Annotated in this window: 25 protein-coding genes, 1 tRNA gene and 1 pseudogene; 23 read left to right on the top strand and 4 right to left on the bottom strand. The window is 71.4% G+C overall.

Annotated features, from left to right (window positions below; all coding sequences use genetic code 11):
• Nucleotides 1–557: 557 nt before the first annotated feature.
• From asnB to ACIBAG_RS24605, 15 genes are read left to right on the top strand one after another with little or no spacing between them, the layout of a single operon-like run.
• Complete coding sequence (gene asnB / locus ACIBAG_RS24675; protein ID WP_399107650.1) at nt 558–2,759, top strand: asparagine synthase (glutamine-hydrolyzing); 2,202 nt, start codon at nt 558–560, stop codon at nt 2,757–2,759.
• Nucleotides 2,756–3,583 carry a type II CAAX prenyl endopeptidase Rce1 family protein gene (locus tag ACIBAG_RS24670; protein WP_399107649.1) on the top strand — a complete coding sequence of 276 codons (828 nt, stop codon included), beginning with the start codon at nt 2,756–2,758 and terminating at the stop codon, nt 3,581–3,583. The genes asnB and ACIBAG_RS24670 overlap by 4 nt, the downstream gene beginning before the upstream one ends.
• Complete coding sequence (locus ACIBAG_RS24665) at nt 3,580–4,362, top strand: hypothetical protein (protein ID WP_399107648.1); 783 nt, start codon at nt 3,580–3,582, stop codon at nt 4,360–4,362. Before ACIBAG_RS24670 ends, ACIBAG_RS24665 begins: the two co-directional genes overlap by 4 nt.
• Complete coding sequence (locus ACIBAG_RS24660) at nt 4,362–4,640, top strand: PqqD family protein (protein WP_399107647.1); 279 nt, start codon at nt 4,362–4,364, stop codon at nt 4,638–4,640. The genes ACIBAG_RS24665 and ACIBAG_RS24660 overlap by 1 nt, the downstream gene beginning before the upstream one ends.
• Nucleotides 4,641–4,643: 3 nt before the next feature.
• Nucleotides 4,644–5,705, top strand: a complete 1,062-nt coding sequence (locus ACIBAG_RS24655; RefSeq protein ID WP_399107646.1) for a diiron oxygenase — start codon at nt 4,644–4,646, stop codon at nt 5,703–5,705.
• Nucleotides 5,706–5,723: 18 nt separating this feature from the next.
• A complete protein-coding gene (locus ACIBAG_RS24650) occupies nt 5,724–6,869 on the top strand; it encodes a hypothetical protein (RefSeq protein WP_399107645.1) in 1,146 nt (381 codons plus the stop codon).
• 36 nt (nt 6,870–6,905) lie between these two features.
• Nucleotides 6,906–7,583, top strand: a complete 678-nt coding sequence (locus tag ACIBAG_RS24645) for a hypothetical protein (protein WP_399107644.1) — start codon at nt 6,906–6,908, stop codon at nt 7,581–7,583.
• A complete protein-coding gene (locus ACIBAG_RS24640) occupies nt 7,583–8,293 on the top strand; it encodes a hypothetical protein (protein WP_399107643.1) in 711 nt (236 codons plus the stop codon). The genes ACIBAG_RS24645 and ACIBAG_RS24640 overlap by 1 nt, the downstream gene beginning before the upstream one ends.
• Nucleotides 8,294–8,295: 2 nt before the next feature.
• A complete protein-coding gene (locus ACIBAG_RS24635; protein ID WP_399107642.1) occupies nt 8,296–9,021 on the top strand; it encodes an alpha/beta hydrolase in 726 nt (241 codons plus the stop codon).
• Entirely contained in the window at nt 9,018–9,842 is an 825-nt protein-coding gene (locus ACIBAG_RS24630; protein ID WP_399107641.1) for a formyltransferase family protein, read from the top strand. Before ACIBAG_RS24635 ends, ACIBAG_RS24630 begins: the two co-directional genes overlap by 4 nt.
• Nucleotides 9,839–10,849: a nucleoside-diphosphate kinase gene (locus ACIBAG_RS24625; protein ID WP_399107640.1), complete on the top strand. Its 1,011-nt coding sequence runs from the start codon at nt 9,839–9,841 to the stop codon at nt 10,847–10,849. Before ACIBAG_RS24630 ends, ACIBAG_RS24625 begins: the two co-directional genes overlap by 4 nt.
• Nucleotides 10,837–12,177: an aminotransferase class III-fold pyridoxal phosphate-dependent enzyme gene (locus tag ACIBAG_RS24620; RefSeq protein WP_399107639.1), complete on the top strand. Its 1,341-nt coding sequence runs from the start codon at nt 10,837–10,839 to the stop codon at nt 12,175–12,177. Before ACIBAG_RS24625 ends, ACIBAG_RS24620 begins: the two co-directional genes overlap by 13 nt.
• Entirely contained in the window at nt 12,170–12,364 is a 195-nt protein-coding gene (locus ACIBAG_RS24615) for a bacterioferritin-associated ferredoxin (protein WP_399107638.1), read from the top strand. The genes ACIBAG_RS24620 and ACIBAG_RS24615 overlap by 8 nt, the downstream gene beginning before the upstream one ends.
• On the top strand, nt 12,361–13,032 hold the full coding sequence (locus tag ACIBAG_RS24610; protein WP_399107637.1) for an HAD family hydrolase: 672 nt from the start codon (nt 12,361–12,363) through the stop codon (nt 13,030–13,032). The genes ACIBAG_RS24615 and ACIBAG_RS24610 overlap by 4 nt, the downstream gene beginning before the upstream one ends.
• Nucleotides 13,033–13,045: 13 nt before the next feature.
• Nucleotides 13,046–14,194 carry a hypothetical protein gene (locus ACIBAG_RS24605; RefSeq protein ID WP_399107636.1) on the top strand — a complete coding sequence of 383 codons (1,149 nt, stop codon included), beginning with the start codon at nt 13,046–13,048 and terminating at the stop codon, nt 14,192–14,194.
• An 810-nt stretch (nt 14,195–15,004) separates the two neighbouring features.
• On the opposite strand, the gene manA is transcribed toward ACIBAG_RS24605, so the two are convergent.
• A complete protein-coding gene (manA, locus tag ACIBAG_RS24600; RefSeq protein ID WP_399107635.1) occupies nt 15,005–16,216 on the bottom strand; it encodes a mannose-6-phosphate isomerase, class I in 1,212 nt (403 codons plus the stop codon).
• 354 nt (nt 16,217–16,570) lie between these two features.
• Between manA and ACIBAG_RS24595 the strand changes: the two genes are divergently transcribed.
• The 4 genes from ACIBAG_RS24595 to ACIBAG_RS24580 all read left to right on the top strand — a co-directional run bounded on the left by ACIBAG_RS24595 (nt 16,571) and on the right by ACIBAG_RS24580 (nt 20,207).
• Complete coding sequence (locus ACIBAG_RS24595; RefSeq protein ID WP_399107634.1) at nt 16,571–17,293, top strand: M50 family metallopeptidase; 723 nt, start codon at nt 16,571–16,573, stop codon at nt 17,291–17,293.
• 132 nt (nt 17,294–17,425) lie between these two features.
• On the top strand, nt 17,426–18,745 hold the full coding sequence (aroA, locus tag ACIBAG_RS24590) for a 3-phosphoshikimate 1-carboxyvinyltransferase (RefSeq protein WP_399107633.1): 1,320 nt from the start codon (nt 17,426–17,428) through the stop codon (nt 18,743–18,745).
• Nucleotides 18,746–18,763: 18 nt separating this feature from the next.
• On the top strand, nt 18,764–19,774 hold the full coding sequence (gene rsgA / locus ACIBAG_RS24585) for a ribosome small subunit-dependent GTPase A (protein ID WP_399107632.1): 1,011 nt from the start codon (nt 18,764–18,766) through the stop codon (nt 19,772–19,774).
• A 109-nt stretch (nt 19,775–19,883) separates the two neighbouring features.
• On the top strand, nt 19,884–20,207 hold the full coding sequence (locus tag ACIBAG_RS24580) for a multidrug efflux SMR transporter (RefSeq protein ID WP_031479408.1): 324 nt from the start codon (nt 19,884–19,886) through the stop codon (nt 20,205–20,207).
• Between the two features lie 34 nt (nt 20,208–20,241).
• Here the strand turns inward: ACIBAG_RS24580 and ACIBAG_RS24575 are convergent, their stop codons facing one another.
• The gene (locus ACIBAG_RS24575) at nt 20,242–20,850 is read right to left on the bottom strand and encodes a TetR/AcrR family transcriptional regulator (protein WP_399107631.1); all 609 of its coding nucleotides are present in this window, start codon (nt 20,848–20,850) and stop codon (nt 20,242–20,244) included.
• A 286-nt stretch (nt 20,851–21,136) separates the two neighbouring features.
• Here ACIBAG_RS24575 and hisN point away from each other — a divergent pair, with 286 nt between their 5' ends.
• The 4 genes and pseudogenes from hisN to ACIBAG_RS24555 all read left to right on the top strand — a co-directional run bounded on the left by hisN (nt 21,137) and on the right by ACIBAG_RS24555 (nt 24,148).
• Nucleotides 21,137–21,937, top strand: coding sequence for a histidinol-phosphatase (gene hisN / locus ACIBAG_RS24570; RefSeq protein ID WP_399107630.1), 801 nt, complete (start codon nt 21,137–21,139; stop codon nt 21,935–21,937).
• Nucleotides 21,938–22,089: 152 nt separating this feature from the next.
• Complete coding sequence (locus ACIBAG_RS24565; protein ID WP_399107629.1) at nt 22,090–22,482, top strand: cyclic nucleotide-binding/CBS domain-containing protein; 393 nt, start codon at nt 22,090–22,092, stop codon at nt 22,480–22,482.
• A 193-nt stretch (nt 22,483–22,675) separates the two neighbouring features.
• Nucleotides 22,676–23,092, top strand: coding sequence for a Fur family transcriptional regulator (locus ACIBAG_RS24560; protein ID WP_031479400.1), 417 nt, complete (start codon nt 22,676–22,678; stop codon nt 23,090–23,092).
• A gap of 173 nt (nt 23,093–23,265) precedes the next feature.
• Nucleotides 23,266–24,148: pseudogene (locus tag ACIBAG_RS24555) on the top strand (hypothetical protein).
• A 49-nt stretch (nt 24,149–24,197) separates the two neighbouring features.
• Here the strand turns inward: ACIBAG_RS24555 and ACIBAG_RS24550 are convergent.
• Both ACIBAG_RS24550 and ACIBAG_RS24545 read right to left on the bottom strand, forming a co-directional pair.
• A tRNA-Met gene (locus tag ACIBAG_RS24550) sits at nt 24,198–24,271 on the bottom strand.
• Nucleotides 24,272–24,419: 148 nt separating this feature from the next.
• Nucleotides 24,420–26,381, bottom strand: a complete 1,962-nt coding sequence (locus ACIBAG_RS24545; RefSeq protein ID WP_399107628.1) for a tetratricopeptide repeat protein — start codon at nt 26,379–26,381, stop codon at nt 24,420–24,422.
• Nucleotides 26,382–26,557: the final 176 nt, after the last annotated feature.

Below are 26,557 nucleotides of genomic sequence, written 5' to 3'. Positions count from 1 at the left end.
ATTGGTTTGAAACTGGCCATTGCCTGTCCGAAAGCCACCCCTCGAGGCGGGATCAGCATTCCCAAAGGATGGTAAATCGGGCGCGATATGGAAGATCCTTTGTTGATAGGGGTTGACTGCCGAGTGGTGCCGGTGATCGACTTGCGGCAACGCAGCGGAGCTGTAACGGGGAATGGGCGCCACTGAATCTGTACGGGGGAAAGACCTGAAGTCGCCATTATCGGCGCACTGCTCCATGCTTTCACCCGCAGGCTGGTCCGCGCCTTTGGCGGCTGCCTTTCATTGGCCTGCCCATGTCGCAAGATGCGACGCTCCACCGGAACGCTCGGCGTGTTCCTGGGAGGAGGTGGAAAACCATGCGCAAGTACACCAAGCCGGTGGCCAAGAAGGTCGTCTTCGGCACCGTTCTTTCGAACGTCGCGTGATGACCGAACGTGCCGCACCCACCGCGGTGCGGCACGTTCGTGCCATTGCTTCTTCTCTCTTTCTTTTTCTCCACGGATCACCGCATCGCGGTGATTCTCATTTCTCCGAACCTCAGCACAGCGGGGGAGCGTATGTGTGGTCTGGCAGGAGTCGCCCGGCTCGGGGGCGGCTCGCTCGGTGACGGGGCGGACGGTCTGCTCCGGCGCATGACGGATGTCATCGCCCACCGGGGCCCCGACGGCGTGGCCTTCCACCGCTCAGGCCCCGTGGGGCTGGGCTTCGTGCGCCTCTCCCTGGTCGACCCGGTCGGCGGCGGCCAGCCGCTCAGCACCGAGGACGGCGACCTGGTCCTCATCGCCAACGGCGAGATCTACAACCACCGCGAGCTCGCCGCCGGCCTCCCGCGCGGCACCAGCATGCGGACCGGATCCGACTGCGAGGTCCTGCTGCATCTCTACCGGCGCGACGGCCTCGCCTTTCTCGACTCGGTGCGCGGAATGTTCTCACTGGTCCTCTTCGACCGGCGCCGCAACCGCCTGGTCTTCGCCCGGGACCGCTTCGGCATCAAGCCGCTGTTCTACCACCGCGACAGTGAGCGCGTCATTTTCGCGTCCGAGATGAAAGCACTGTTCCAGGACCCGTCCTGCCCGCGCAGAATCGACTGGATCGGTGCCCTGTCGGACCAGATGATGACCGGTGCCATGGTCTTCGACGACGGTCCGCCCCGTACGTGGTTCGAGGAGATCGAACTCGTACCGGCCGCCTCTGTCGTCACCTTCGATCTGACCACCGGCGACACACACACCCACCGCTACTGGGAATTCCCCGCATTCGACGGAACGAGCACCGGATCCGAGGACGACCTCGTCCGCTCCTACCGGGAGACGCTGGCCAGCGCGGTCACGGACTGCGGAATGGCCGACGTCGAAATCGGCCTCTTCCTCAGCGGCGGAATCGACTCGGCCGCGGTCGCGGCCCTCTCCGATGTCAAACCGCGCACGTTCACGGCGCTCAACGGCAGCACGCTGGAGAACACCGACGCGGAATTCGGCCACCGCATCGCCGGGATGCTCGGACTGACCAACCACCAGGTCCTCTTCGACACGTCGTCCACGCCGGGCGTCGAGGAGTGGAAGCAGTTCGTGTGGCTGCTGGAGACTCCGCTCGCGGGCCCCGAGTCGTACTACAAGTACGAGTTGTACCGGTACGTCGGTGCGCACGCGCCCGAGATCAAGGCCATGCTGCTCGGCGGCGGTGCCGACGAATTCAACGGCGGATATACCAAGTCCTTCGCCGGAGGCGGCGAATGGCCGGACTTCGTCGCCAACGTGCGCCGCATGGGAATCCGTGGCGACCAGGCACTCAGGCCCGATCTCGGCGTCTGGTGGGACCAGTCCGACCTGCCGCTCGTCAGGGAATCCGTGCTGCGCGACGCCGCGAACAGTTCTGCCCGGGACCCGTACGAGATGCTGCACCGCTGGAAGTACCGCGACGTGCAGCAGTACAACTGCTGGCACGAGGACCGGACGGCCGCGGGCAACGGCATCGAGGCCCGGGTGCCCTTCCTCGACCACCGGCTCGTCGAGATCATCGCCGCCGTACCGGACCCGCTGCGCCCTCGCCTCATCTGGGACAAGCAGATCCTGCGGCAAGCCATGGACGGGCTGCTGCCCGAGGAGGCGATCGCCCGCCCGAAGATCCCGTTCTTCTACGGCGACGGCGTACGGCACACCTACCGCACGTTCACCCGCATGCTCGCGCAGGACGGCGACCGGCTGCTGGACGAAGCACTCGCCGGACCGGGCGCCCGGGAACACCTGGACACAGAAAACATCCGCGCGATGCTGCGCCGCCTGGAACAGGACCCGACCGCAGGTCACGTGGAGTTCCTCCTCCACGTGGTCAACCTCGGCCTGCTGGAACGACTCGCCGCCGACCTGCCCGCCACGCCGCACGCGCTGGCACCCAAGGCGCCGGTCCCGGTCGCCGTCCCGGTGACCGACTGGGACGAACAGCGGGAGGAGATCGAGGCAGCCACGGTGCGGCGGCCGCCGGTGGACTTCGACGCGGTGGCCGAACTCGCCGAGGACGTGATGCTGCTCCACTCGCCGGACGCCACGACCCTCTGGTATGTCGTGATCAACGGCACCGTGGAGTTCGTCGTCGACGAGACCGAGACCCCCGAGTGGCTCGCCGTGCTGCGCGGACTCGACGGCGTCCGCAGCATCGGAACGGTCGTCACCTCCCTCGGCCACAGCTCCGAGAGCCTGGAACCGCTGATCGGCGAGGCCCTCGAACTCGGCGTCCTCACCTGTCCGGCGGCGGCCCGATGACTGCGGAGACCGTGACCGGGGACGACGCTGCCGCCACGCCCGCAGCGCGGCGGCGGCCGACCGGGAAGAAGCGCCCCTACGAGTCCGGCTTCGACCTGTCGCACTACGAGTTCGGCGTGCGGCGCCTGGCGGCCGTGTCCTGCGTGATCGCCTTCGCGGTCGGACTGTGGAGCATGGGCTCCACCGCCCCGCGGGTCCTGGCGGTCCTGGTCGTCGTGGAAGCCGGCCTGATGATCCTGCCGTGGCGGGTGCCGCGCACCATGCGCAGCGGGGTCAGCTTCTGGGCCGAGACGCTGGCCGGACTTGTGGCCCCCATCGGCGCGCTGGTCCTCACCGCCGTCACCCGCCCGGACTGGCTGACCAAGGGTGCCGACTGGTGGTGGTATCCGGTGGCCGTCGCCACGACCGTGGGCCTGATCGCCGTGAGCAACATGCGGATGAAGTCGCTTCTCTCCGGCGAGCTGGCCTTCGTGTTCGGCCCCACACCCCGGGCGCACGGCGCGGCACGGGCATTCGCCAGCGCGGTGTGCCCGGTGGGCGAGGAAGCGGTGTTCCGCGCGCCCGTCCTGCTGGCCGGCGCGACCACACCGCTGGGCCTGCTCGGTGCCATCGCGTTCGTCGCCCGCCACCACATCCAGCCGGGCACCAATCGCCGCGGGACCACGCGCTCGATGGCGGTGGAGATCTCGGCCGCCGTGGCGCTGCTGTTCCTGACCATGGCTTCGGGCTCGCTCTATCCCGCGCTGCTGGCGCACGTACTGAACAACATCCCGACCATCGTGCTCGAACTGCAGCGCGATGACGACGACAGGGGCTGGTCATGAAGCTCGACCTCAGCGGGTGCGTGGACGAACTGAGGCGCCGGGAGCTGGTGCCCGATGACACCCTCACCATCTTCAACGTCGGTTCCGTGGCCCGTGGCTGGGCCAACCCCACCAGCGACTTCGACTTCTACCTGGTCTCCCGGGCGGTGCCCGTGATCGAGGGTGCCCGTACGGTGCCGGTCCCGCTCGCGCACGAGACGATCAGCACGTACGTGTTCCAAGTGGACGGCCGGCGCTGGGAGGTCGCCTACTGGCTCGATTCCCAGGTCGACCAGATGCTCACCAAGGTGTCCTGGGAGGAGTTCGACGCGGGCGTGTCCTCCCTGAAGGCCATGGTCGACACCGAAGAACTGTTCCTGGAACGGATCGTGACCGGGCTGCCGCTGTTCGGTGAGGACTGGATGAAGCGGCGCCGCGCCGAACTCGACGACACCGCGTACAAGGCCTTCATCACCGCCAGGTCCCTGGCCGAGGCGGACGGCAACGTCGAGGACGCCCTGGGCATGCTCACCGTCGGCGACACCGAAAGCGCCGTGATGGCCGCCCGCAAGGCGCTCGGCCACATGGTGGACGCCGTCCTGGAGAGCTCGGGCAACTACGGCTCCCGCACGCCGAAGTGGCGGGCCCGGCGGGTCAAGGAGGCCCGGCTGGACCTCATGCCCTTCGAGACCTTCTGGGCCCTGGAGACCATGGCCGACTACGACGCGGCCGCGCCCGAGGAATGGGTCCACCGCGTCGTCACGCTCTGCAAAGACCTTTCGATCGAGGTGGAGATCTGATGCCGTCCCCCCAGCCCTTCGGCCCCGACTCGGTGCCGCGTCGCAGCCTCGACGCGCGGGTCCGCAAGTTCCGCGGAAAGCTGTTCGTCGCCAACGCCTCGCTTGCCTTCGAGCTGGACGACGTGGCCGAGTTCTTCTTCAAACAGGTCGACGGTTCGACCACCGTGCGGCAGATCGGCGAGAAGGTCGCCGCCGAATTCGACATCTCCGTGGACGAGGCCGTGGCCGACTGCGCGGAGTTCCTCAACGAGCTCGCCGCCAACGGGATGGTCGAGTAACGGATGTGCGGCACAGTCGGTATGTTCGTCGGCTGCCCAGCGCTGTCCTACTGCCCGAAGCAGCTGCTTCTGGACTCCGGGCCCATGGACGCCGTGCCCGCGGACAGCGAACAGACCGAAGTCGCCGAAACCGGGCAGACGGCCGCATACCGCAGCCCGTTCGGCACGTGGTACGAGCGGGCGGGGGTGCGGCAGGCCCCGCGACGCGTGCTGGAGAGCGACGAGGGGGACCGCCACTACTTCTCCCCCGACCTCGTGCCGATCGCGCACCACCCGCTCGTGAAGGGCCTCCCGGCCAACCGCTTGGAGGAAGTGCTCGTCCAGCATCTCTACCGCTACCTCGATTTCACGGCCCGTCTGGAATTCATGGTCGTCAACCGGACCGTGCTCGGTATCGCGCATGGTTCGATCGGTGTGGACCTGCCCGAGGAGATGCGGTTCGATGCCTACAAGATCTACTGCGATGAGGCGTACCACACCCTCTTCTCCGTGGATCTGTCGCGGCAGGTGCAGCAGCGCACACGCATCCGGCCGCGGCTGCCGGCCGAGCCGTACTTCCTGACGCGTCTGCGCGAGCTGCTGGAGCGAATCCCGTCCCAGAACCGGGCCCTCGGGGAGATGCTCTTCGTGATCGTGTCGGAGACGCTGATCTCCGCGACCCTCGCCGAGATGCCGGAGCGGCCCGACGTGGTCGCCGCCGTGCGCGGCACGATACGGGACCACGCCATGGACGAAGGGCGGCACCACGCCTACTTCGCCGCCTTCCTGCGTTACCTGTGGGGGCAGCTGTCCCCCTCGGAACGGCGCTGGTCGGCGCGGCTCGTGCCCCGGCTGATCGACACGTTCCTGCGGCCGGACCTGCCGGCCCTGCGCCAGGAGCTCGCCGGCTACGGGCTGTCGCCCGACGACGCGGAACAGGTCATCGCCGAGACCTATACACCGGAGGCGATACGGAGTCACTTGACGGCCACGTCCCGCCAGACCGTCAGGTACTTCGAGGCGCTCCACGCATTCGACGACCCGGAGGCCGCCGAGGAACTCCAGCGCCTCCAGCCGGTCGTGTAACAGAGGGGAATGCCTGCGATGGGCAACAGTACGATGCAAGAACAGCACGGGGACCTGGGACTGCCGGTCGAGGTCCACTGCCACGGGTTCGGTGAAGTGGACTTCTCCGAGTTCGCGACGCTCGACCTGCTGCTGCTCGATCGGGAATGCGCCGATGAGAATGTTGCCTGCATTCCCACGCTCTATCTCCGGCAGTCCAGACTCGGCGAGTTCGAGCAGTTCATGCGGCGCTACCACGCGCTGCGCACGGCCGGCAGGCTCCCGCACATCGTGGGCATCGCGCTCGAGGGCCCGCTGCTCGCCAGCCACGGCGGGACACCTGCGACGACGGTGTGGGCGCCCACCCGCCACGAATGGGAGCGGCTCGCGCGCCTCGGTGACCTCGGGCTGGTGTACACGGTGATGTCCCCGGACGCGTTCACACCCGCGTCCGGGCTCCACGACAACCTGGACGACCGGCATCCGCGCTTCGACTGGATCGTGCCGCTCCTGATGGCACACGGCGTCCGGCCGGCGCTGGGCCACTTCACCCGGGACGACCCGGCGGGCTCAGCCGAACTGGTGCGCGACATCGTGGACCTGGCGTGGGCCGGCGAGTGGACCGGCGGCGGAGCCCGGGTCATCACCGACCACCTCTTCAACGACATGCCGCTGAACATCCGGCATGCCTTCCGGACCTCCGCCGCCCGCGCCAAGCGGGACGCCACTCTCGACGCGTACGACCTGCCCGGCTGGACGCTGGCCGACATGGACGGGATCGCCGGCCCCGTGCCGGCCGCCATCATGCGGGAGGCCGCGAGCGGGCGCATCGCCGCCTGCATCAACTTCGACGGCGAGCACGTGGACCTCGCCATCGCCACGCGGGCCGTCGAACTCATGGGGCACCGCAACTCCATGATGATGACGGACCGTTGCGACTCCGCGCGGATCGGCGGCCAGGCCCTCCACCAGACGGAGGAGAACGGCCTCTGGTACCAGGAGGGCGGCATCGTCGCCGCAGGCTCCCAGCCGCTCGCCCGCCAGATGCGCAACGCACGCGGCATGGGCGTCGCCGACGCACCGCTGTGGCAGCTGGTGGCCGGCACCGCGCACCGCGCCTTCGGCACGGGCGCCCCGACGGAGCTGACCGTGCGAGCGGGAGCCGCCGCCGGGCACCACGGCTGACCCCCCATCCGATGCCAACCCAACGAGGAGCACTGCATGCTGGACGCACTCGACCGTCTGACGGTGGACTGGTCGGACCTCCCGAAAGCACGGGCCCAGACCAAGGACATACTGCTCGCCCTGTCCGAGGACAAGGCCGCACTGCGCCAACTGCTGGAGCGCGCCCGGGAGGAGGAGGACCTCTTCGACAAGTGCGAGCACCACCGGCTGCTGGACAAGCTGGTCATCTACGACGCCCTGGACCGGGGGTTCCGCATCCGCGTCCACGTCTCCACGGACGACCACCGCGACCGCCCGCACGACCACCGGTTCTCCTTCACCTCGCTCATCATGCGGGGCACCTACCGCCACGTACGGCACCAGCTCGTCGGCCGCGCCGAGGGCGTCCCGGAGGACGTGCAGAACGACTTCGAGGCACGCGACAGCGACCTGCGCGTCGAGCCGCGCTTCGTGACCAACGAGGTGCCGGGCAACTGCTACACGCTGCACCACAGCGAGATCCACACCACCTTCACCACCCCGAACACCGTCTCCCTCTTCCTGCGCGGCCCCGCGGAGAAGGAGCGCTCCCTCATCACCGAACGGGAGACCGGCAGGGTCTGGTGGCGCTACGGCGAAGCCCAGGAGAAGGCCGAGCGCCGCAACAGCAAGCGCATCAGCAAGCAGTACTTCGACGACCTGAGCCAGCGGCTGCAAGCGATGGAGGTCCTGTAATGGCCCTGATGAACCCGGCGACCGACCTGCTCGACGAGGAGCGGGCGGTGTCCGAGGCGGACGCCGTCGCCTTCATGGACTCCCTGCCCGCCGTACGCTGGGACGACCTGGAGTCCGCCGCCGAGGTCACCGAGCGCATCGCCCGCCGCATCGGCGACTCCCGCCCCCTGCTGCGCGCGCTCGTCGACCGCGTGCGCCGCACCCCGGAGCTGCGCGAGAAGTGCGAGTGCCACTCGCTCGACGACAAGATCGTGATCTGGGACGCGCCCGAGAAGGGCCTGCGCATCCGGCTGCGGCTCGCCAACACCGACCAGTACGAGCGGGTGCACAACCACCGCTTCAGTTTCACCGCGTACATCCTCCACGGCGCGTACCAGCACACCCTGTACGCGACGGACCAGCCGCTGGACGAGACTGCCGACGTCACCCGGTTCTGGCCGTACTTCGTGCGGGAGGAGCCGGCCGGGCACAGCATCACGCTGCACCACGAGCAGTTGCACACCACGATCACCGAACCCGAGACCATCTCGCTGATGATCCAGAGCCCGGCGCAGAAGCGCCGCGCCTTCATCATCCGCAAGGACGACGGTCACGTGTGGTGGCGCCAGGGCGCCGCCGACGAGTCCGCCGAACGGCGCGCCGAGGTGCGCATGAGCGACGAGCGGTTCGAGCACTGGATCACCCGGCTGAAGGCGATAGGGGTTTTGTGAACGTGCGCGAGAGTGTCGTGCGCTACGGCCCGTCGCCCTGGCACCGCATCGATCTCTACAGCCCGGGCGACACGCCGGTGGCGGCGCCGGTCGTGCTGTTCCACGGCGGCTTCTGGCGCCACGACCGCACCGCGCGCGATCTGGAGCCGCTGGCCGTAGCCCTGGTACGCCGCCAGCACACCGTCGCCGTCGTCGAGTACCGGCCCGTGTGGGACGGCGGGACCTGGCCCGGCGCTGCCCACGACGCGGCCGGCGCGCTCGACGCACTTGTCGACCACGACCCGGCGTGGAAGGGCGCGGTGCTGGCCGGTCATTCGGCCGGCGCGCACCTGACGATGGCGGCGGCCGCCGGCCGCGGCGCCGGCAGCACGCTTGTGCTGCTGGCGCCGGTGGTGCAGCTGGCGCGCGCCGACGCTCTGGGGGTCGGCGGCGGAGCTGTGCGTCACTTCGTGGGACCGCACCTCGCCGCCGGCGGCACCCTGGAGGAGGCCACGCCCCGGCCGGACCGCGCGGACGTGGCCCGGCTCCTCGTCGTACGGGCCGGAAGCGACCAGGCCGTGCCGCGCGAGTTGACGGACGCCCAGCTGGACGACTGGCGCGCCGACGGTCTGCGCCCGGAGGACCGGCTCGTGCCGGACGCCCGGCACATGCACCTGGTCAACCCGGAGCGGCCCGGCTGCGCCACCACGCTCGACGTGCTCACCGCAGCCACGGGAGGTGCGGCATGAGCCGGGCGGCCCCGCACGGCGTCACCCCGCTCGGGCCGAACCGACGGTCCGGGGGCCCGCTGCGGATCGGGGTGCTGGTCTCCGCGACCGGCGCCAACCTCAACACACTGCTCGGGATGCAGAAGCGGCAGCCGGACGCCTTCCAGGTCTGCCTGGTCGCCTCGCACGGCAGCACGGCCAAGGCTCTGGACGTGGCCCGGGACGCCGGAGTGGAGACCTGGACCGGCGATTTCGACGCGTACTGCGGATTGGCGTCCAAGGCCGTCGGCGACGAGGGCCGCCTCCGCTACCGGCGGCGCGCCCGGGAGTGGCACGACACCCTCGACGCGCGCATCGCGGACTGGGAGGCGAGGCACGGGGCGCTGGACCTCGTCGTGCTCGCGTACCACCGCTGGATCGAGGGCAGCCTCCTCACCCGCTTCGAGGGCCGCATGATCAATCAGCACCCCGGCGACCTCTCCGTGCTCGACGCCAGTAACCGCAGGCTCCTGGTGGGCAACGACCCGGTCCGGCTGGCCATGACCGCCGGCCACACCACCACCCGCACCTCCTGCTTCCTCGTCGACGCCCGCCATGACGGCGGTGCCGTGCTCTGCATGGGCCCGCCCGTGCCCGTCGAAGGACGCCGCGCCACGCCCGAGGACGCCTGGGAGCAGGAACTGCGCCAGAAGGACCTGAGCGACCGGCCCTGCCTGGAGTGGACCGTACGCGCCTTCGCAGCCGGGCGGCTGGCGCTCGGCGAGGGCACACACGCAGACGGCAGCAGGGGCGTCCTGGTCGACGGCCGGCCCACGGAACTCGGCGGAAGGAGACTCGCATGACAACGCCGACGAAGGCGCCCCGGTCGGCGGTGCCCGCGACCGCGCTGGACACGCTGACGGCGGACCCGGCGAAGCGGGAGGTCTACCGCCACGACACCTACGCCCGGGAGGGCCTGCGGTCCTTCGCCACCGTGACCGAGCTGCACCGTAGCCACGACGTCACCTTCGTCGTACTGAAGCCGGACGCGGTCGCCGGCCGGCGCTGCGAGCTGATCCTCGACATCCTCAGGGACGAGGGCTGGCTCCCGGCCGCCGCCACCACGCTCCGCTTCGACCCGCTGCTCACCCGCGAACTGTGGCGTTACCAGTTCAACGCGGCATCCAGCCAGCGCATCGACGTGGTCGACCACCTGCTCGGCTCAGGCCCGTCGCTCCTCGTGCTGCTGTACGACACGCGGCGGCCCGCCTGGATGCCGGCCAGCGTACGGCTCACCGCGGCGAAGGGCTCCGCCGACCCGGAAGCGGCCCGCCACGGCGACCTGCGTACCCGCATCGGACGGGTCAACGGGCTGTTCAACTTCATCCACACCGCCGACGATCCGGCGGACGTGATCCGCGAACTCCAGCTGTTCTCCTACCAGACGGGCTGGGACTGGTGCCGTGCCGCGCTCTGCGCCGTCGGCCCCCCGACGACCGCCGACGGCCGCTCGCGGGTGTCCGACCCGGCCCACGCGCTGCTGGCCGCCGTCCACGAGGCCATCCCCGCGCACGACCTCGACGTCACGGCCGCCCTGCGGCGGCTGTCCGCGGGAACCGGCCCGTGGGCCGAGCTCGCCCGGCACGCGGGCACGCCGAAGCACATCGGGCACTGGCTGGCCGAACTGCGCCGCGGCCCGATCAACGACGAGGCGTCGCGGTGGGACGTCCTCACCGTCGCCACCCAGTGGATCGACTGCAACGAGCCGGGCGTCGCCCCGATCCTGCCCACCTCGTCCCCCGCCATGTGGCGCGCCGTGGCCGACGGACGTCTCCCCACCGAACTGGAGGACGCAGCATGCCGGGTGTGACGAACGCGGCGGCCGTCCCGCCGTTCGCGGGCGCGGGGAACCTGATCTACCGCGCCACGGAGGTGCCGAGGTTCGTCCGGGGATCCGGCTGCCATCTGGAGAGCGACGACGGCCGCCGCTACCTGGACGCGGAGGCCGCGAACGGAACGTTGGCCCTTGGCTACGACGCGTCGATCCTCCAGGAGGCCGCACGGCGCTGCCTCGACCTGCCCGCCCTGCCGTCGTTCTGCGAGTCCCCGTTCCGGCTCGGCCTCCTGGAACGCCTGGAGCGGCTCTTCTCGGGCGTGCTCGGTGTGCCGGGCCGCGTCGAACTGGACCTGGGCGGCGCCCAGGGCATGGAGACGGCCCTGCGCATCGCCTTCAGCGCCAACGGCCCCGGCACCGTCGTGGTCTTCGAAGGCGCCTTCCACGGCAGGTCCGGCGTGACCAGCATGCTCAGCGCCAGCCCGCGCTACCGCGAACTGCTGGCCGCCTGGGGACTGGAAGTCGTACGGCTGCCCAGCCCCGACTGCCGCACCTGCCCGCACGCCGACCGCTCGTCGGATCGGTGCGGAACCGGCTGCGTCGGCGCCGTGACCCGCTGGGGCTCCGAACTGTCGGGCGTCGGCGGAACGGGCTTCAGGCGCAAGGTCTCGGCGTTCGTCTTCGAAGCCGTGCAGAACGTGGGCGGCATGGTCGTCCCCGACCCCGCCCTGCTCCGGGCCGCCGTGGACCACGCGCGCGCCCAGGGAGCCGTGGTCATCGCCGACGAGATCTTCACCGGCATGCACCGGGTGGGGCCTCGATGGGGCTTCGAACTCGCTGGCGTCGAACCCGACGTGGTCGTGACAAGCAAGGGCCTCACCAACGGCGGGGCAGCGCTGAGCGCCGTCTGGGCGCGCGAGCCGCTGGCCGACGCCGACCACTACCCGCCCGGCAGCCACTCGTCGACGTTCGTCGGCATCCCGCACGCGCTGGCCGTCGCCGATACCGTGCTCGACCGCTGGGAGGAGTGGCGGACCGTCCGTGACGACGTGGAGCTGCTGGCCGACGGCATGCGCAAGCGGCTCGCCTACCTCGCCGAGGCCCACCCCGTCCTCGTCAGCCGTACGGACGCCACGGGCGGCACGGCGCGCATCGTGCTCACGGGACCGCACGCGCCGCGGCTGCGGCAGCTGTGCGGCACGGTGCACCCTCGGCTCGGCCTGCTGGTGGCCTCCACGGGCATGGCCCCGGACGTGATCAACATTCATCCGCCGCTGGTCATCACGCCCGAGGAGCTGGACGCGATGAATGAGGTGCTCGACCTGGCCCTCGGAGCCGTCGAAATGGAGCTGCCCTGTGGATGACACGCACGACGTGGTGGTCTGCGTCTGCATGGCGGTCACCGAGGCACAGCTGCTGGAGGCCGTGGCGCGGGGCTTCCACGACCTGCCGGCGCTGCGCGAGGCGACCGGTGCGAACACCGGCTGCGGCGACTGCGCCGAGGACATCGAGGAGCTCGTGGAGTTCGCAGGCGAGGGGATCGGCGGGTGAGCGGTGTGACGCACACGGTGGAACTCGTGATCCTCGACTGCGACGGGGTGCTCGTCGACTCCGAACGGCTGGCCAACACACTGCTCGCCCGGATGCTCACCGACGCGGGCCTGCCCACCACCCTGGAGGAGAGCCTGCGGACGTACATGGGCAGTTCCTTCGCACGGGTCCGAGAGCTGGCCGAGGAGCGTCTGGGGCGTCCGCTTCCCGCCGGCTTCCGAGAGCACTTCGAGGGCCGGCTGCGCGACGCGCTGAACAGCGGGCTGCGACCGGTGGCGGGCGCTCGGGAGCTCCTGGAGAACCTGACCGCCCACGGCCCGCGGTTCTGCGTGGCCTCCGGCTCGCACCGCGACCGGCTCGACCAGTCCCTGCGGGTGACCGGCCTCGCGCCGCTGCTCGACGACCGGGTGTTCAGCGCGGACGAGGTCGCCCAGGGAAAGCCCGCACCTGACCTGTTCCTGCACGCGGCCCGGCGCATGGCGGCCGACCCCGCCGCCGCGCTGGTGGTGGAGGACAGCCCGCTCGGCGTGGAGGCCGCGCGGGCCGCCGGGATGCGCGTCGTCGGCTTCGCCGCGACGACGCCGGCCGAACGGCTCTCCGCGGCCGACCACGTCATCACATCACTGGCCCGGCTGCCCGCACTGATCGACGTACCGGCACCACGATGAGAAGGCCCGATCCATGTTTCTGGTGATACCCGCGAAGGACGACCTCACGGTCACAGTGGTCCTGCCGACCGGAGTGCGCGACGGCGACGCGGCCACGGCCGCCGCCCTGGCGGCACTGTCCCGGAGCGTGCTCCGCGCGCCCTGCGGGTCCGGTGGCACGCCACTGCCGGAGCTGCTGGCCGGGCACGGCGCGGTGGCCGACGCCGACGTCGGCTACGAAACCCTCACGTTCCGGTGCCGGATGCCCGCCGCCACCGTCGCGGTCTGTCTGCCGGCCTTCCTCGAGGCCGTGACCGGTCCCGTGTCCGGGCGCCCCGACGAGGACGCGACGGACGCACCGTGTCCCGCGGAGGCCCGGCTGAGGGAACTGCTCTTCGGCGACCACCCCCTCGCGCGCCCGCTGTACGGCCCCGGCGGGACATCGGATCTCGCCCGGGCACACCGGGAGGTCATGGCGAGCGGCACCCCGGTCGTGGTCGTGGCAGGGCCGGACGGCGTCGTGCGGGACGCGCTCGCCCTGCTGCGCGGCCGCTTGCCCGAGCCGGGCGCAGCGCCCGGCGGCATGAAACGCGAAGCGCCGTCCACGGAGTTCTCCTCCGTCGGCGGCGTCAACCTCCGCGCCGCCGCGGGGGCCTCACGGGCCCGCATGGTGGCCGGCGGCATCGGCGTCGCGCGCACGGAGCCCGCGTCGGCCGCCGCACGCGTGCTCGTCGAGCTGTTCGGTCCGGGCAGCGCTTCGGTCCTGCGCCGCACCTTGCGCACGGACATCGGCATCGACTGCGACCTGGAGGCCGTGTACGAGGGCTACCAGGACTGCGGGCTGTGGTGGCTGCGGCTCGGCCTCGACACCCTGTGGGTCGCCACGGTCGAGTCCCTCGTCCGCGAGCTGCTGGAGGTGACGGCGGCGGGCCGGCTGGACGAGTCGGCGGTGCTGTCGGCCCGTGCGGCGGCGTGCGAACGGGCCGCGGCGGAGGCATCGGACCCGCCGCTCGCCTCCTACCGGGCCGCCCTCGCGGCACTCGACGGCGCCGGGCGCGACGAGGCCGTGCGCGACGGCGCGGGGCGCGACGAGGCGGTCCGGCGCCTGGAGCGGGTGACCCCCCACCACGTCGCGTCGGCGGCCTCCCGGGTCCTGCGGACCTATGCGGTCGCGGTGGTCTGAGCCGCGTCGTGTCCCTGACGGAGATGTGGAGATTGAGACATGGATCGTGATCTGACCCGGCTGCGGCGGCTCGACTGGTCGCGGATCGAGGTGGCGGAGCATGTGGCGGGCCAGGTGGCCAGCACCGTGTCGGCCCCGGGCGCCCTGCGCGAACTGATCGACAGCGCCCTGGACGACGCCGACCTGCTGAACCTGTCCGAGCGCCAGTGGTGGGGCGACCGGATCGTGCTCTTCGACGATCCTGACAGCATGCTCCGCATCCGGCTGCACCGTTTCGACCAGGGCACCCACTTCCCGCACAGCCACCGCTGGCCCTTCCACACCCGCATCCTCAAGGGCCGGTACCTGCACCGCCTGTACGGACCCGAGTCGTATGTGCGGGCACAGCTCGAGAGTGAGAACCCGCAGCCGCTGGTGCCCAGCACCATCCGGACCGAGGGTGAGGGGTCCTCGTACTCGATCGACCAGCACATGGTGCACTCGGTCACTTCGGCGACGGACACCTTCTCGCTGGTCATCCAGGGGCCGCGCCTGAAGGCGCAGTCGCTGCGCACGGCCCAGGACGGGTCGATCATCTGGAAGGGCGGGCGGTCCACCGAGGCCAAGAGCGCCGTCGAGCAGGTGGAGATGCCCAAGGACCGGCTGCTGGAAGTACGCGAACTGGCCCTGCGCTCGGGACTGATCGACCCTTGTCGGCGGCCGCGCCGGCCCGGGCGGGGGGGGCGGCGGGGGGGGCGGGGGGGCCCCCCCCCCCGGCCCCCGCCCGCCCCCCCCCCCCCCCCCCCCCCCCCCCCCCCCGGCACGCCGCCGTCAGCCGACCGTCGCGAGGAAGAGCGTCGCCTCGCCCGCCACGGTGACGGCACCGTCCACAGCCGACAGGAAGCAGGACTCGCCGCGGCCCAGCTTGAGTTCGGACCCGTCGGCGTCCCGCAGCGTCGCGACGCCGTCGACGCACAGCGCGATCCTCGGCCCCTCACCCGGCACACCGGACGGCTCCCCTTCGACGCGGACGCGGTGCAGCCGGAACTCCGGAGCCGTGGAGTCGTACACGTCCACCGCGGCTGCGCCGGGCAGCCGGCGGGCACGCAGGACCGGCACCTCGACGGACGGGTCGACGACGCGCAGCAGCTCCGGCACGTTCATGTGCTTCGACGTGAGTCCGGCCCGCAGCACGTTGTCGGAGTTGGCCAGCAGTTCCACGCCGACGCCTTGGATGTACGCGTGCAACCCGCCGGCCGGCATGAACAGCGCCTCGCCGGGCTGCAGGACCCGGTGCCGCAGGAGCAGCGACGCCAACAGGCCGATGTCGCCCGGATGGTGAGCCGCCATCCGTACGACAGCGTCGTACGCCGCCGCGTGCGGGCCGCCGTCCGCCGCCGCCCGCTCGCAGGCCGCGACGACCGCGTCGAGCAGTGCCCCGCGCTCCTCCGCGGGCCAGGTCAGCACCAACCGCAGCGCCTCGGTGAGGCGCTCGGGCCCGCCCGCGGCGCGCAGCGCCCCGCCCACCGGGCGCAGCGGTGCCAGGTCCAGGGCGTTGAGCACGTCGGCGGCTTCGTCGGCGTCCCGGAGACCGGCCAGCACCTCGAACGGCGTCAGCGCGCACAGCAGCTCGGGCTTCGGCCAGTCGTCCACGTAGGTCCACGCGCCGCCCCCGGGAACGCCGTCCACCGCGCCCGGCCGCGCCCGCTCGGCGGCGAAACCGCGCTCGGCCTGCGCCCGGTCGGGGTGGACCTGGATGGACAGGGCCTTCTCGGCTGCCAGCACCTTCAGCAGGAACGGCAGCCTGCCTCCGAAGCGGTCCCGGACCTCCGCCCCCAGCTCCCTCGCCGGATCGGCGGCCACCACGGCGTCGAGGGTTGTCTCCCGCCCGTCTCGGGTGACCCCGGAAGGTGCCGACGGGTGTGCTCCCATCCACAGTTCCGCCTCGGGCCCCGGGGACGGAACCGGGCGCCCCTGGAGGTCAGCGATCACATGTCTGGAGCCCCATGCGTAGGGCTGGATGACAGGCCTGAGAAAGTCCATGTGACGAACGTACCGCCGCCGGGCCCGGCGCGAGGTGACAGTGCCCAACACCTCGCGGGCACGGTGCTGCTGACGGTCTGTGACCCAAGGAGGCGGCGGTTGGTGCCGGTCGCGCCGACCCGGCCCGACAGAGCCTGGCGAACTGTTCCAGCGCGACGACGCCACCCCCGAAACCCGGCTCGCCCGGCTGCCGCGGGTAGCGCGAGAGCCCCGGATCACTCCGCGGCTCTGACACTGTGACCTGGATGCTTGCCGCCAGGAACGATCGCTGCCAGGGCGGCGTCTCAGATACCGTCCGCACGCACGTGCCACACTGCCAGATTCCAGCCGACCGCAGGGGAGCCATCGCCTTACATGGACAGCACCGCATCCGCCTCGCTCGCCTCCCTCTGGGACGAGGTCTCCGGCACCCAGCCCGACCCCGATGTGTGGGTGGTGATCGCCACCCTGGTCGCCGCGCTCGCCGTGATCGTCCCGCACGGCCTGTGGCGCGTCTCCCGCAACGCCATCACCATCGCCCACGAGGGCGGTCACGGCCTGGTCGCGCTGCTGACCGGCCGCACCCTGACCGGCATACGCCTGCACTCGGACACCAGCGGCCTCACGGTCAGCCGAGGCAAGCCGCACGGCATCGGCATGATCCTCACGGCGGCCGCGGGCTACACGGCTCCCCCGCTGCTGGGGCTGGGCGGCGCGGCACTCCTGGCCGGCGGCCGGATCACGCTGCTGTTGTGGCTGGCGACGGCTCTGCTGGTGGCGATGCTGGTGATGATCCGGAATGCGTACGGGGCGCTGACGGTGTTCGTCGCGGGCGGCACGTTTGTGCTGGTGAGCTGGTTGACGGGCCCGCAGGTGCAGGCGGCGTTCGCCTATGTGGTGGTGTGGTTCCTGTTGCTGGGCGGGGTGCGCCCGGCGTTCGAGTTGCAGGCGAAGAGGGCGCGGGGCGGGGCCGGCGATTCGGATGCGGATCAGCTGTCGCGGTTGACGAATGTGCCGGCGGGGTTGTGGTTGTTCTTGTTCCATGCGGTGAGCTTGTGCTCGCTGATAGGCGGGGGGCGTTGGTTGCTGGAGGTATGAAGCGCCCCGAAGGGGCAGCTTCAGGGGCGCGAGGCTGTAGCACCGTGCGGCTCCCCGCGTGGGCGCGACCAGCCACCACGGCGGCGCACCCGAACAAAGGCCTGCACAACCGCCTCCTTATAAAGTGAACCCATGGCCCAAAACCCCGCCGCACAAACCGCCCTCTGGCCCGCCCCGCACGCGAGCGGCCCCGTCGACGCGACGGTCCACGTGCCGGGGTCCAAGTCCGTCACCAACCGCGCCCTCGTCCTCGCCGCCCTCGCGAGCGAGCCCGGCTGGCTGCGCCGCCCCCTGCGCTCCCGCGACACCCTGCTGATGGCCGGCGCCCTGCGCGCGATGGGTGTCGGTATCGAGGAGGGCGTGGGCCCCGAGGGCACCGGCGAGGCGTGGCGGGTGCTCCCCGCGGGCCTGCTGCGGCCGGCCACGGTCGACGTCGGCAACGCCGGCACCGTGATGCGCTTCCTGCCCCCGGTCGCCGCGCTGGCCGACGGCCCCGTCCGCTTCGACGGCGACCCCAGGTCGTACGAGCGCCCCCTGCACGGCGTGATCGACGCCCTGCGCGTGCTCGGCGCCCGGATCGACGACGACGGCCGGGGCGCGCTGCCGCTGACGGTGCACGGCTCGGGTGCCCTGGAGGGCGGCCCGGTGGAGATCGACGCCTCGTCGTCGTCCCAGTTCGTGTCGGCGCTGCTGCTGTCCGGCCCGCGCTTCAACCAGGGCGTGGAGGTCCGCCACACCGGCTCCACGCTCCCCTCGATGCCGCACATCCGCATGACCGTCGACATGCTGCGCTCGGTCGGCGCCCAGGTGGACACCCCCGAGTCGGGCGGCGAGCCGAACGTCTGGCGGGTCACGCCGGGCGCCCTGCTGGGCCGCGACCTGACCATCGAGCCGGACCTGTCCAACGCCCAGCCGTTCCTGGCCGCGGCGCTGGTGACCGGCGGCAAGGTCCTCATCCCGGACTGGCCCGCCCGCACCACCCAGCCCGGTGACCGGCTGCGGGAGATCTTCACCGAGATGGGCGGTTCCTGCGAACTCACCGAGTACGGGCTGGTGTTCACCGGTTCGGGTGCGGTCCACGGCATCGACGTGGACCTGAGCGAGGTCGGCGAGCTGACCCCGGGCATCGCGGCGGTGGCCGCCCTCGCGGACTCCCCGTCCACGCTCCGCGGCGTCGCGCACCTGCGGCTGCACGAGACGGACCGCCTGGCCGCCCTGACCAAGGAGATCAACGAACTCGGCGGCGACGTCACCGAGACCGCCGACGGCCTGCACATCCGCCCGCGCCGACTGCACGGCGGCGTCTTCCACACCTACGAGGACCACCGCATGGCGACGGCCGGCGCGATCATCGGCCTCGCGGTCGAGGGCGTACGCATCGAGAACGTGGCGACGACGGCGAAGACCCTGCCGGACTTCCCCGAACTGTGGACCGGGATGCTCGGGGCGTAGGGACGCGGGGAAACAGCCATGCGCCGCTACGGCAAGCACACCGACGAGGACGACATCCGCACCCGTCCCGGACGCCGGAACACCCGGCCCCGTACGAACATCCGGCCCAAGCACGAGGACGCCGCCGAGGGCATGGTCCTCACCGTCGACCGGGGGCGGCTGACCTGCCTCGTCGAGGACCGGGTCGTCCTGGCGATGAAGGCACGCGAGCTCGGCCGCAAGGCGGCGGTGGTCGGTGACCGGGTGGCGCTGGTCGGCGACCTGTCCGGCAAGAAGGACACGCTCGCACGGATCGTGCGCATCGAGGAACGGACGTCGTTGCTACGCCGTACCGCCGACGACGACGATCCGTTCGAGCGCGTGGTCGTGGCGAACGCCGACCAACTCGCCATCGTCACCGCCCTCGCCGACCCCGAGCCACGGCCGCGGCTGATCGACCGCTGTCTGGTGGCGGCGTACGACGGCGGTCTCGAGCCGCTGCTGGTGATGACCAAGTCGGACCTGGCGCCGCCGGACAAACTCCTGGAGCTGTACGGGGATTTGGACATCCCGTTCGTCGTCACCAGCCGCCAGGAACTGGAGGACGGCGGCGCGGCGGACCGGGTGCGGGAGCATCTGGACGGCAAGGTCACGGCCTTCGTCGGCCACTCGGGCGTCGGCAAGACGACACTGGTGAACGCGCTGGTGCCCGAGGAGCGCCGGCGTACGACGGGGCATGTGAACGCGGTGACGGGCCGGGGGCGGCACACCACGACGTCCGCGCTGGCACTGCCGCTGACGGACGTGGCCGGCTGGGTCATCGACACACCCGGTGTCCGCTCCTTCGGCCTGGCTCATATCGATCCGTCCCGGGTGATCCACGCGTTCCCGGATCTGGAAGCGGGAACCGAGGGCTGCCCGCGTGCGTGCAGTCATGACGAGCCGGACTGCGCTCTGGACGAGTGGGTGGCCGAGGGCCACGCCGATCCGGCACGGCTGTACTCACTGCGGCGACTGCTGGCCACGCGGGAGCGCAAGGAAGGCGACTGACCTCCGCGTTGTTTGTCTGCCCGTGAGTCCGGTAAGGGCATAATCGCACCGAGCCGGATCCAAGCCTGACGAAGCGGTCACAGAACGTGGGGATACGGGAGGACAGCACATGGCGTGGCTGCTGGTGATCGTGGCGGGGCTGCTCGAAACCGGCTTCGCCGTCTGCCTGAAACTGTCGCACGGATTCACCCGGCTCTGGCCGACCGTCGCCTTCTGCATCTTCGCCCTCGGCAGTTTCGGACTGCTGACGCTGTCGCTGAAGAAGCTGGACGTGGGGCCGGCGTACGCGGTGTGGACGGGGATCGGGGCGGCTGGTACGGCGATCTACGGGATGATCTTCCTCGGGGACATCGTGTCGACGTTGAAGATCGTGTCGATCACGCTGGTGATCGTGGGGATCATCGGGTTGCAGCTCTCGGGCTCGGCGCACTGAGCAGCAGCACGCCGAGGCGAGGCTTCCGCGGAGGTCAGCCGGTCAACTGCCGGTGCAGGGCGGTGCGTACGAGGTCGGAGACGCCGCCTTCGCCGGGTGGGGCGGCGACGCAGGACAGGGCGAGCCTGACGACCAGTTCGCAGGAGCGGGCGAGGTCGGCGGTGTCGGACTTGTTGATGCCGGGGCCGGAGAGAACGGCCACCGCGCGGTCGCGGACGATGGCGACGAAGTCCCCGGGCGAGGGAAGCGGCCCGTCGGCCCGCCGCTGTGCCGGTACGGCGGAGGACGAGGGCACGGCGGACAGCGTGGGCGACGGCAGGCGCTCGCTCCAGCAGCCGGTGAGCATGGCGCGCACGAGGGCGTTGTCGCGGGCGAGGCCGGCGGTCCACTCCGCGGTGGCGGTGAGGCGGTCGCGGGCGTCGCTCGGGGTGGCGAGGGCGCGGTCCACGCCGGCGAGAAAGCCGTCGGCCTCTCTCCTCACCAGCGCGCGGGCGAGGCCCTCCTTGCTCCCGAACTCGTTGTACAGCGTCTGCCGGGACACTCCGGCCGCCGCGGCCACGTCCACCATCCGCACGGCGGACCACGACCGGCGCGCCAGCGCCGTGTAAGCGGCGTCCAGCAGGGATTCCCGCGCTGCAGGCATCATCGCCTCCCTGGGACGAGCGGCTCTGCGCCCAGATTTGACGCGCACAGAGGCACTGTCAAGGGTTCGCGAGGGCACGCGGGGGCGCCAAGGGGGTACGGCGCGCGGGACCCCGTCGGGCCGGGCTGCGCATCCACCCCCGGCCCCCACGTCGGGCAAGCGACCGGGCGACGGCACCGATCTCACCGATGCGACACACCACCCGCACCCGACCGCCACACGCAACCGGCCCACAACCCCAAGCCCTCCTAGCCCCACCCCGACCACGCCGGATACCGTTCGTCCCATGCCGGACTACCTCGACGACCTCCGCCTCGCCCACGTCCTCGCGGACGCTGCCGACGCCGCCACCATGGACCGCTTCAAGGCCCTCGACCTCAAGGTCGAGACCAAGCCGGACATGACCCCGGTGAGCGAGGCCGACAAGGCCGCCGAGGAGCTGATCCGCGGACAGCTGCAGCGCGCCCGGCCGAGAGACGCGATCCTCGGCGAGGAGTACGGCATCGAGGGCACCGGCCCCCGCCGCTGGGTGATCGACCCGATCGACGGCACCAAGAACTACGTACGCGGCGTCCCGGTCTGGGCCACCCTCATCTCCCTGATGGAGGCGGGCGAGGGCGGCTACCAGCCGGTCGTGGGTGTCGTGTCGGCCCCCGCCCTGGGCCGCCGCTGGTGGGCCGCCAAGGGCCACGGCGCCTTCACCGGCCGAAGCCTCTCCTCCGCGACCCGTCTGCGCGTCTCCGGGGTCTCGAAGCTGACGGACGCGTCGTTCGCGTACTCCTCGCTCAGCGGCTGGGAGGAGCAGGGGCGACTCGACGGCTTTCTCGACCTCACGCGCGAAGTGTGGCGCACACGCGCGTACGGCGATTTCTGGCCGTACATGATGGTCGCCGAGGGCTCGGTCGACCTCTGCGCCGAGCCGGAGCTCTCCCTCTGGGACATGGCCGCAAACGCGATCATCGTCACGGAGGCCGGCGGCACCTTCACCGGCCTCGACGGCCGCCCCGGCCCGCACAGCGGCAACGCGGCGGCCTCCAACGGCCTCCTGCACGACGAGTTCCTGGGGTATCTCAACCAGCGCTACTGAGAACCACGGGTCGACAGCGCACGCCCGTGGCCGCGCGCACGCGCCCCCTTGTTGACCCCCGCTTTGCCTGCCACTCTGAAAGTCCCCCCACTTGTGAATTTGTGAAGCGATGAACAATCGGTGCGGGGGCACTTCAGGAGGTGGCTCCATCCATGCTCGTACGTGACGCCATGAGCACCGTGGTCCTCACCGTCGGCCCCACTCACACCCTTCGCCAGGCCGCCGCACTGATGTCCGCCCGCCGGGTCGGCGCGGCCGTGGTCCACGACCCCGACGCGGGCGGTATCGGCATCCTCACCGAACGCGACATCCTCAACTCCGTCGGCCTCGGACAGAACCCGGACATCGAGCACGCCCACGACCACACAACCAACGACGTCGTGTTCGCCGCCCCGTCATGGACCCTGGAGGAGGCGGCCCGCGCCATGGCACACGGCGGCTTCCGCCATCTGATCGTCCTGGACCACGACGAGCCCGTGGGCATCGTCTCGGTCCGCGACATCATCCGCTGCTGGGCACCCGTACGACAGCACGTGCCCGCCTAGCACGCGAAACGGGCCGGGCCCCTGGAGGAACCGGACCCGGCCCGTCGCTCACCACGGCACAGGAAGCCGCCCCGGCAGTCGGCACACGTTCAACCCCGCCTTCGATCGCACACTGGACAGTGTCCAAGTCAAGCCAAGCTCCAAAGTCACATCCATTCGGAACCTGGTCCGCCCGGCTGTTAAGGTGTTCTCCATGAGTGACCTTCTGGAACGGCTGCGCGGACGCGGATGGCGGATGACCGCGCAGCGGCGCGTCGTGGCCGAGGTACTCGCCGGCGATCACGTCCACCTGACGGCCGACGAGGTTCACGCACGAGCCGTCGCCAAGCTGCCCGAGATCTCCCGGGCGACCGTCTACAACACGCTGGGCGAGCTGGTCTCCCTCGGCGAGGTGCTCGAGGTCTCCACCGACAAGCGCGCGAAGCGGTACGACCCGAACGCCCACCGGCCCCACCACCACCTGGTCTGTGCCCAGTGCGGCGCCATCCGGGACGTCCACCCCACGGGCAATCCGATGTCCGACCTCCCCGACTCCGAGCGCTTCGGCTTCACGGTCTCGGACGTCGAGGTGACCTACCGCGGCATCTGCCCGAACTGCGCGAAGGCCTGAGCCCACCCCCCTGAGCGCGCCCGCCCCGAGCCCCGGCACCGTTGAGCCCCGGGGCTTTGTGCTACGCACACCTTCCCGAATCTGACGCCCCGTCACATCTTCGTGCGCGGGCACCCCTTCTCCGTACCGAACTCCGCAAGGAGCAACCGTGGGAGACGAGGACGGGGGCGGTCATGCCGTGGAGGACCCACCGACACGCATACGGCGCCGTCCTCGCCGCCGGAGCGTTGCTGGCGTCGGCGGCGTGCTCATCGCCGTACGAGTCCGACTCCTCGTCCAAGGCGGCCGCGGGTGACCGCACGATCCGCTCGGTCGAGGGCTGCGGCACGAAGTCCAGGACGGACCCCAACGACCTCTCCCCGGCCCGGACACCGGCCCGCTGCCTCCCGGGAGCCCCTTCCCCACAGCCCCTGTCCGAGCCGCGCGAGCTGACGATCGCGACGGGAACGCTGAGCGCCGAGTACGTGGCCCCTCTGCAAGTCGCGCTCGCCAAGGGCGAGTCAAGAGGGAGGGCCTGGACGTCACATTCAAGGTGCTCCCGACGCCGGACGCGCTCCCTCTGCTCGCCAAGGGCGACATCGACGCCCTGTGGGCGGCCCCGGAGGCGGCGGTCATGAACGGCATCAAGGGCGGCTTCGACATCAAGTGGGTAGCGGGCAACTTCTCTCTCCCCCCACGGCGGCGGCCTCGCCGACATCCAGCACCAGCAACTGGGCTCCGCCGACGTCCTCACGGCCCTGCGAACGACGGCGTCGACTCGGCGTGGCTCCTCGACCCGGTCTGGCGCAAGGTGGACGGCGAGCGGGGCTACGCCTTCCTCGGCGGCCAGCCGCGGGGCGAGCCCTTGGGCGGCATGCTCTACGGCCGCACCCTGCTGCGAGCTTCGTCACACACCTGGCCAAACTCCTCAAGGCGGACTGGGAAATCCGCGCCGGCACCACAACACGCCTCCAGTCGGCCTACGAGGCCCAGGGCGTGGCCGAGGGCAGCCCGCTCCCGGAGAGCCGGACGGTGAACCGCGCTCTGTACGAGGAAGCGGTCGGCCACCAGCCCTGAAAACAGCTGGGGCCAGGATCCTTTACGGATCCCGGCCCCAGGCCTTCAGTAGCGGGGACAGGATTTGAACCTGCGACCTCTGGGTTATGAGCCCAGCGAGCTACCGAGCTGCTCCACCCCGCGTCGGTGAACGCAACATTACGTCAACGACGCGGGCAGAGGCAAATCGCTGGTCGGCGGCGTCCCACGGCCGTGTGTCCGAGCCGGTCCGGCTTCGGGGGCGCGGGCCCCCGCGAGCCACCCCGGCTCCGCTTCCCTCCTCACGGCGACATCACGCCGAGAGCTCCTCCCGCAACGCGTCCCGCAACCGAGCCGCCCGCTCCGCGACCTCGCCCGGCCCCAGCGTCACCGCCCGGTCGGCCCACCGCTGCCCCTCGGCCAGCTCCCCACGACGCGCGTAGACCAGAGCCAGCCGCAACGCCGACCGCCCATGTCCGGCGTCAGCCGCCCGCGTCCACCACACCGCGGCCTCCGGCTCACTCCCCTCCCGGGCAAGCAGCAGCCCCAGGTTGAACGCGCCGTTGCGCGACCCGGCCTCAGCGGCCTCCCGGTACCACCGTGCCGCCTCCACCACGTCACCCCGGGCCGCGGCCATCATCCCGACCCGTACCTGGGCCCGCCGATGCCCCTGGGAGGCCGCCCGCTCGTACCACTCCTCGCACTCGGTCTTCTCGTGCACCTGCTCGCCGAGCTCATGCGCGGGCTCCGGCGGCCGCCGGGCATCCAGCAGCGTGGCCAGCCGATACGCCCCCTCCGCACTGCCGCCCCCGGCCGCGCACCGCAGATGCCGCTCGGCTGCCGGCTCGTCCCCGTCCCGCAGCCGGGCGATCCCGACCTGCAGCGCCGCCTCGGCGTGCCCCGCCGCGGCCGCACGCTCGTACCACCGCAGCGCGGCCCGCTCCTCGCCCCGGCCGGCGTGGAGGATCCCCAGGTTGAAGGCCGCGTCGACGCTGCCCGCCTCCGCCGCCTTGGAGAACCACGGCTCGGCACCGGTCGCGTCCCCGCCCTGGAGCAGCAGGATCGCCAGGGCGTTCGCCGCCTCCCGGTGCCCGGCGTACGCCGCGCGCCGGTACCACTGCTCGGCCTGCGCGGTGCGCGCCTGCTCGGCGCAGAGCAGCCCGAGGTTGTACGCGCCGTTCACGTCTCCGGCGTCCATCGCCGCCCGGTACCACCGCTCGGCGGTCTGCGTCTCGCCGCGCTCGGCGTGCAGCGCGCCCAGCGCGTTCGCCGCGTTGCCGTCCCCGTCCTGCGCGGCCCGCAGCCACCACACGGCGGCGCTCTCACTGTCCCCCGCGTCGCGGAGCAGGAACCCGAGCGCACAGGCGGCCCGCGCCTCCCCGTCCTTGGCGGACGTCAGGTACCAGCGCCCGGCGCCCTTGAGATCCCCGCGCTTCTCCAGGATCGCCCCGAGGTGCAGCGCGGCCCTGCGGTGCCCGCGCGCGGCGGCCTGCCGGTACCACTGCTCGGCCTCTTCCAGCGCCGACTCGCTCGCGGCGACACCGTTGTCGGCCCCGTCCTCGCCCGACCGCGTGGCCTGCCGGTCGAGCGCGCGCGCCAGCCGGTACGCCGCCTCCCGGTGCCCCCGCTCCGCCGCGGCCCGCATCCACTGCTCGGCCTGGGCGTCGCTGCGGTGCTCCAGCAGATCGGCGAGCGCGTAGGCACCCAGCGCGTGCCCCTGCTCGGCGGACTGCCGCAGCCAGTACTCGGCGGCCGGCTCGTCGCCGCGCTCACGGTGATGACGTCCCAGCGCGTGCGCGGCCGCGGCCGACCCGGCGACGGCGGCGATCCGCCACCATCCGGCGGCCTCGTCGGCGTAGCCACGCTGGTGAAGCAGGACTCCCAGATTGTTTGCGGCGGCCCGGTCCCCGGCGGCGGTGGCGGCACGCAGATGGGGCTCGGCTCCGTCGAGGTCACCGCGGCGCAGCAGCATGGCCCCGAGGACGCTCATCGCCTCGGCGTCCCCGGCCTCCGCGGCGAGCCGCTGCCGCGCCTCCTCGACGGCTTCCCCCGTCTCGTCCTGGTCCGTCGGCCGGCCGAGGGCGAGGTCACCCTCCGGCTGCGAGAGATCACCCACCGGCAGGGAGCCACCGTCCGTCGGCAGCGAGACGTCGTTGTGCGTCGGCGAGGCATCGTTCTGCGGCTGCGCGAAATCGCCCGTCGGCTGCACAAAGTCGGCAGGCTGCACAAACCGCCCTGTCTCCAACAGAGTTGCCTTGTCCCCCATAACGTCCATCGTCGCACCACCTGCAACCTGGGTACACCTGGTATACCGCAGCCAGTGAGGTCACTTCAGCGTTTTGTCGACATGCCCACAGAGAGACAAGTCAAACACAGTTCTCCCAACTCCCCACGGCGGCGTGGCCGTCCCGCCCGTCGGCACATGCGTTCGCACACCACGAAGGCCCGGAT

The organism is Streptomyces sp. NPDC051243, from assembly GCF_044455405.1.
GTDB lineage: Bacteria > Actinomycetota > Actinomycetes > Streptomycetales > Streptomycetaceae > Streptomyces.
The sequence above is the reverse complement of the archived record's forward strand: the minus strand, read 5'-3'. Positions and strand labels throughout refer to the sequence as shown.

Excerpts from the sequence above, each read along its gene's own strand:
- asnB (WP_399107650.1), top strand. The coding sequence starts at position 558 with ATGTGTGGTCTGGCAGGAGTCGCCCGGCTCGGGGGCGGCTCGCTCGGT.
- ACIBAG_RS24670 (WP_399107649.1), top strand. The coding sequence starts at position 2,756 with ATGACTGCGGAGACCGTGACCGGGGACGACGCTGCCGCCACGCCCGCA.
- ACIBAG_RS24665 (WP_399107648.1), top strand. The coding sequence starts at position 3,580 with ATGAAGCTCGACCTCAGCGGGTGCGTGGACGAACTGAGGCGCCGGGAG.
- ACIBAG_RS24660 (WP_399107647.1), top strand. The coding sequence starts at position 4,362 with ATGCCGTCCCCCCAGCCCTTCGGCCCCGACTCGGTGCCGCGTCGCAGC.
- ACIBAG_RS24655 (WP_399107646.1), top strand. The coding sequence starts at position 4,644 with ATGTGCGGCACAGTCGGTATGTTCGTCGGCTGCCCAGCGCTGTCCTAC.
- ACIBAG_RS24650 (WP_399107645.1), top strand. The coding sequence starts at position 5,724 with ATGGGCAACAGTACGATGCAAGAACAGCACGGGGACCTGGGACTGCCG.
- ACIBAG_RS24645 (WP_399107644.1), top strand. The coding sequence starts at position 6,906 with ATGCTGGACGCACTCGACCGTCTGACGGTGGACTGGTCGGACCTCCCG.
- ACIBAG_RS24640 (WP_399107643.1), top strand. The coding sequence starts at position 7,583 with ATGGCCCTGATGAACCCGGCGACCGACCTGCTCGACGAGGAGCGGGCG.
- ACIBAG_RS24630 (WP_399107641.1), top strand. The coding sequence starts at position 9,018 with ATGAGCCGGGCGGCCCCGCACGGCGTCACCCCGCTCGGGCCGAACCGA.
- ACIBAG_RS24625 (WP_399107640.1), top strand. The coding sequence starts at position 9,839 with ATGACAACGCCGACGAAGGCGCCCCGGTCGGCGGTGCCCGCGACCGCG.
- ACIBAG_RS24620 (WP_399107639.1), top strand. The coding sequence starts at position 10,837 with ATGCCGGGTGTGACGAACGCGGCGGCCGTCCCGCCGTTCGCGGGCGCG.
- ACIBAG_RS24605 (WP_399107636.1), top strand. The coding sequence starts at position 13,046 with ATGTTTCTGGTGATACCCGCGAAGGACGACCTCACGGTCACAGTGGTC.
- manA (WP_399107635.1), bottom strand. The coding sequence starts at position 16,216 with ATGGACTTTCTCAGGCCTGTCATCCAGCCCTACGCATGGGGCTCCAGA.
- ACIBAG_RS24595 (WP_399107634.1), top strand. The coding sequence starts at position 16,571 with ATGGACAGCACCGCATCCGCCTCGCTCGCCTCCCTCTGGGACGAGGTC.
- aroA (WP_399107633.1), top strand. The coding sequence starts at position 17,426 with ATGGCCCAAAACCCCGCCGCACAAACCGCCCTCTGGCCCGCCCCGCAC.
- rsgA (WP_399107632.1), top strand. The coding sequence starts at position 18,764 with ATGCGCCGCTACGGCAAGCACACCGACGAGGACGACATCCGCACCCGT.
- ACIBAG_RS24580 (WP_031479408.1), top strand. The coding sequence starts at position 19,884 with ATGGCGTGGCTGCTGGTGATCGTGGCGGGGCTGCTCGAAACCGGCTTC.
- ACIBAG_RS24575 (WP_399107631.1), bottom strand. The coding sequence starts at position 20,850 with ATGCCTGCAGCGCGGGAATCCCTGCTGGACGCCGCTTACACGGCGCTG.
- hisN (WP_399107630.1), top strand. The coding sequence starts at position 21,137 with ATGCCGGACTACCTCGACGACCTCCGCCTCGCCCACGTCCTCGCGGAC.
- ACIBAG_RS24565 (WP_399107629.1), top strand. The coding sequence starts at position 22,090 with ATGCTCGTACGTGACGCCATGAGCACCGTGGTCCTCACCGTCGGCCCC.
- ACIBAG_RS24560 (WP_031479400.1), top strand. The coding sequence starts at position 22,676 with ATGAGTGACCTTCTGGAACGGCTGCGCGGACGCGGATGGCGGATGACC.
- ACIBAG_RS24545 (WP_399107628.1), bottom strand. The coding sequence starts at position 26,381 with ATGGACGTTATGGGGGACAAGGCAACTCTGTTGGAGACAGGGCGGTTT.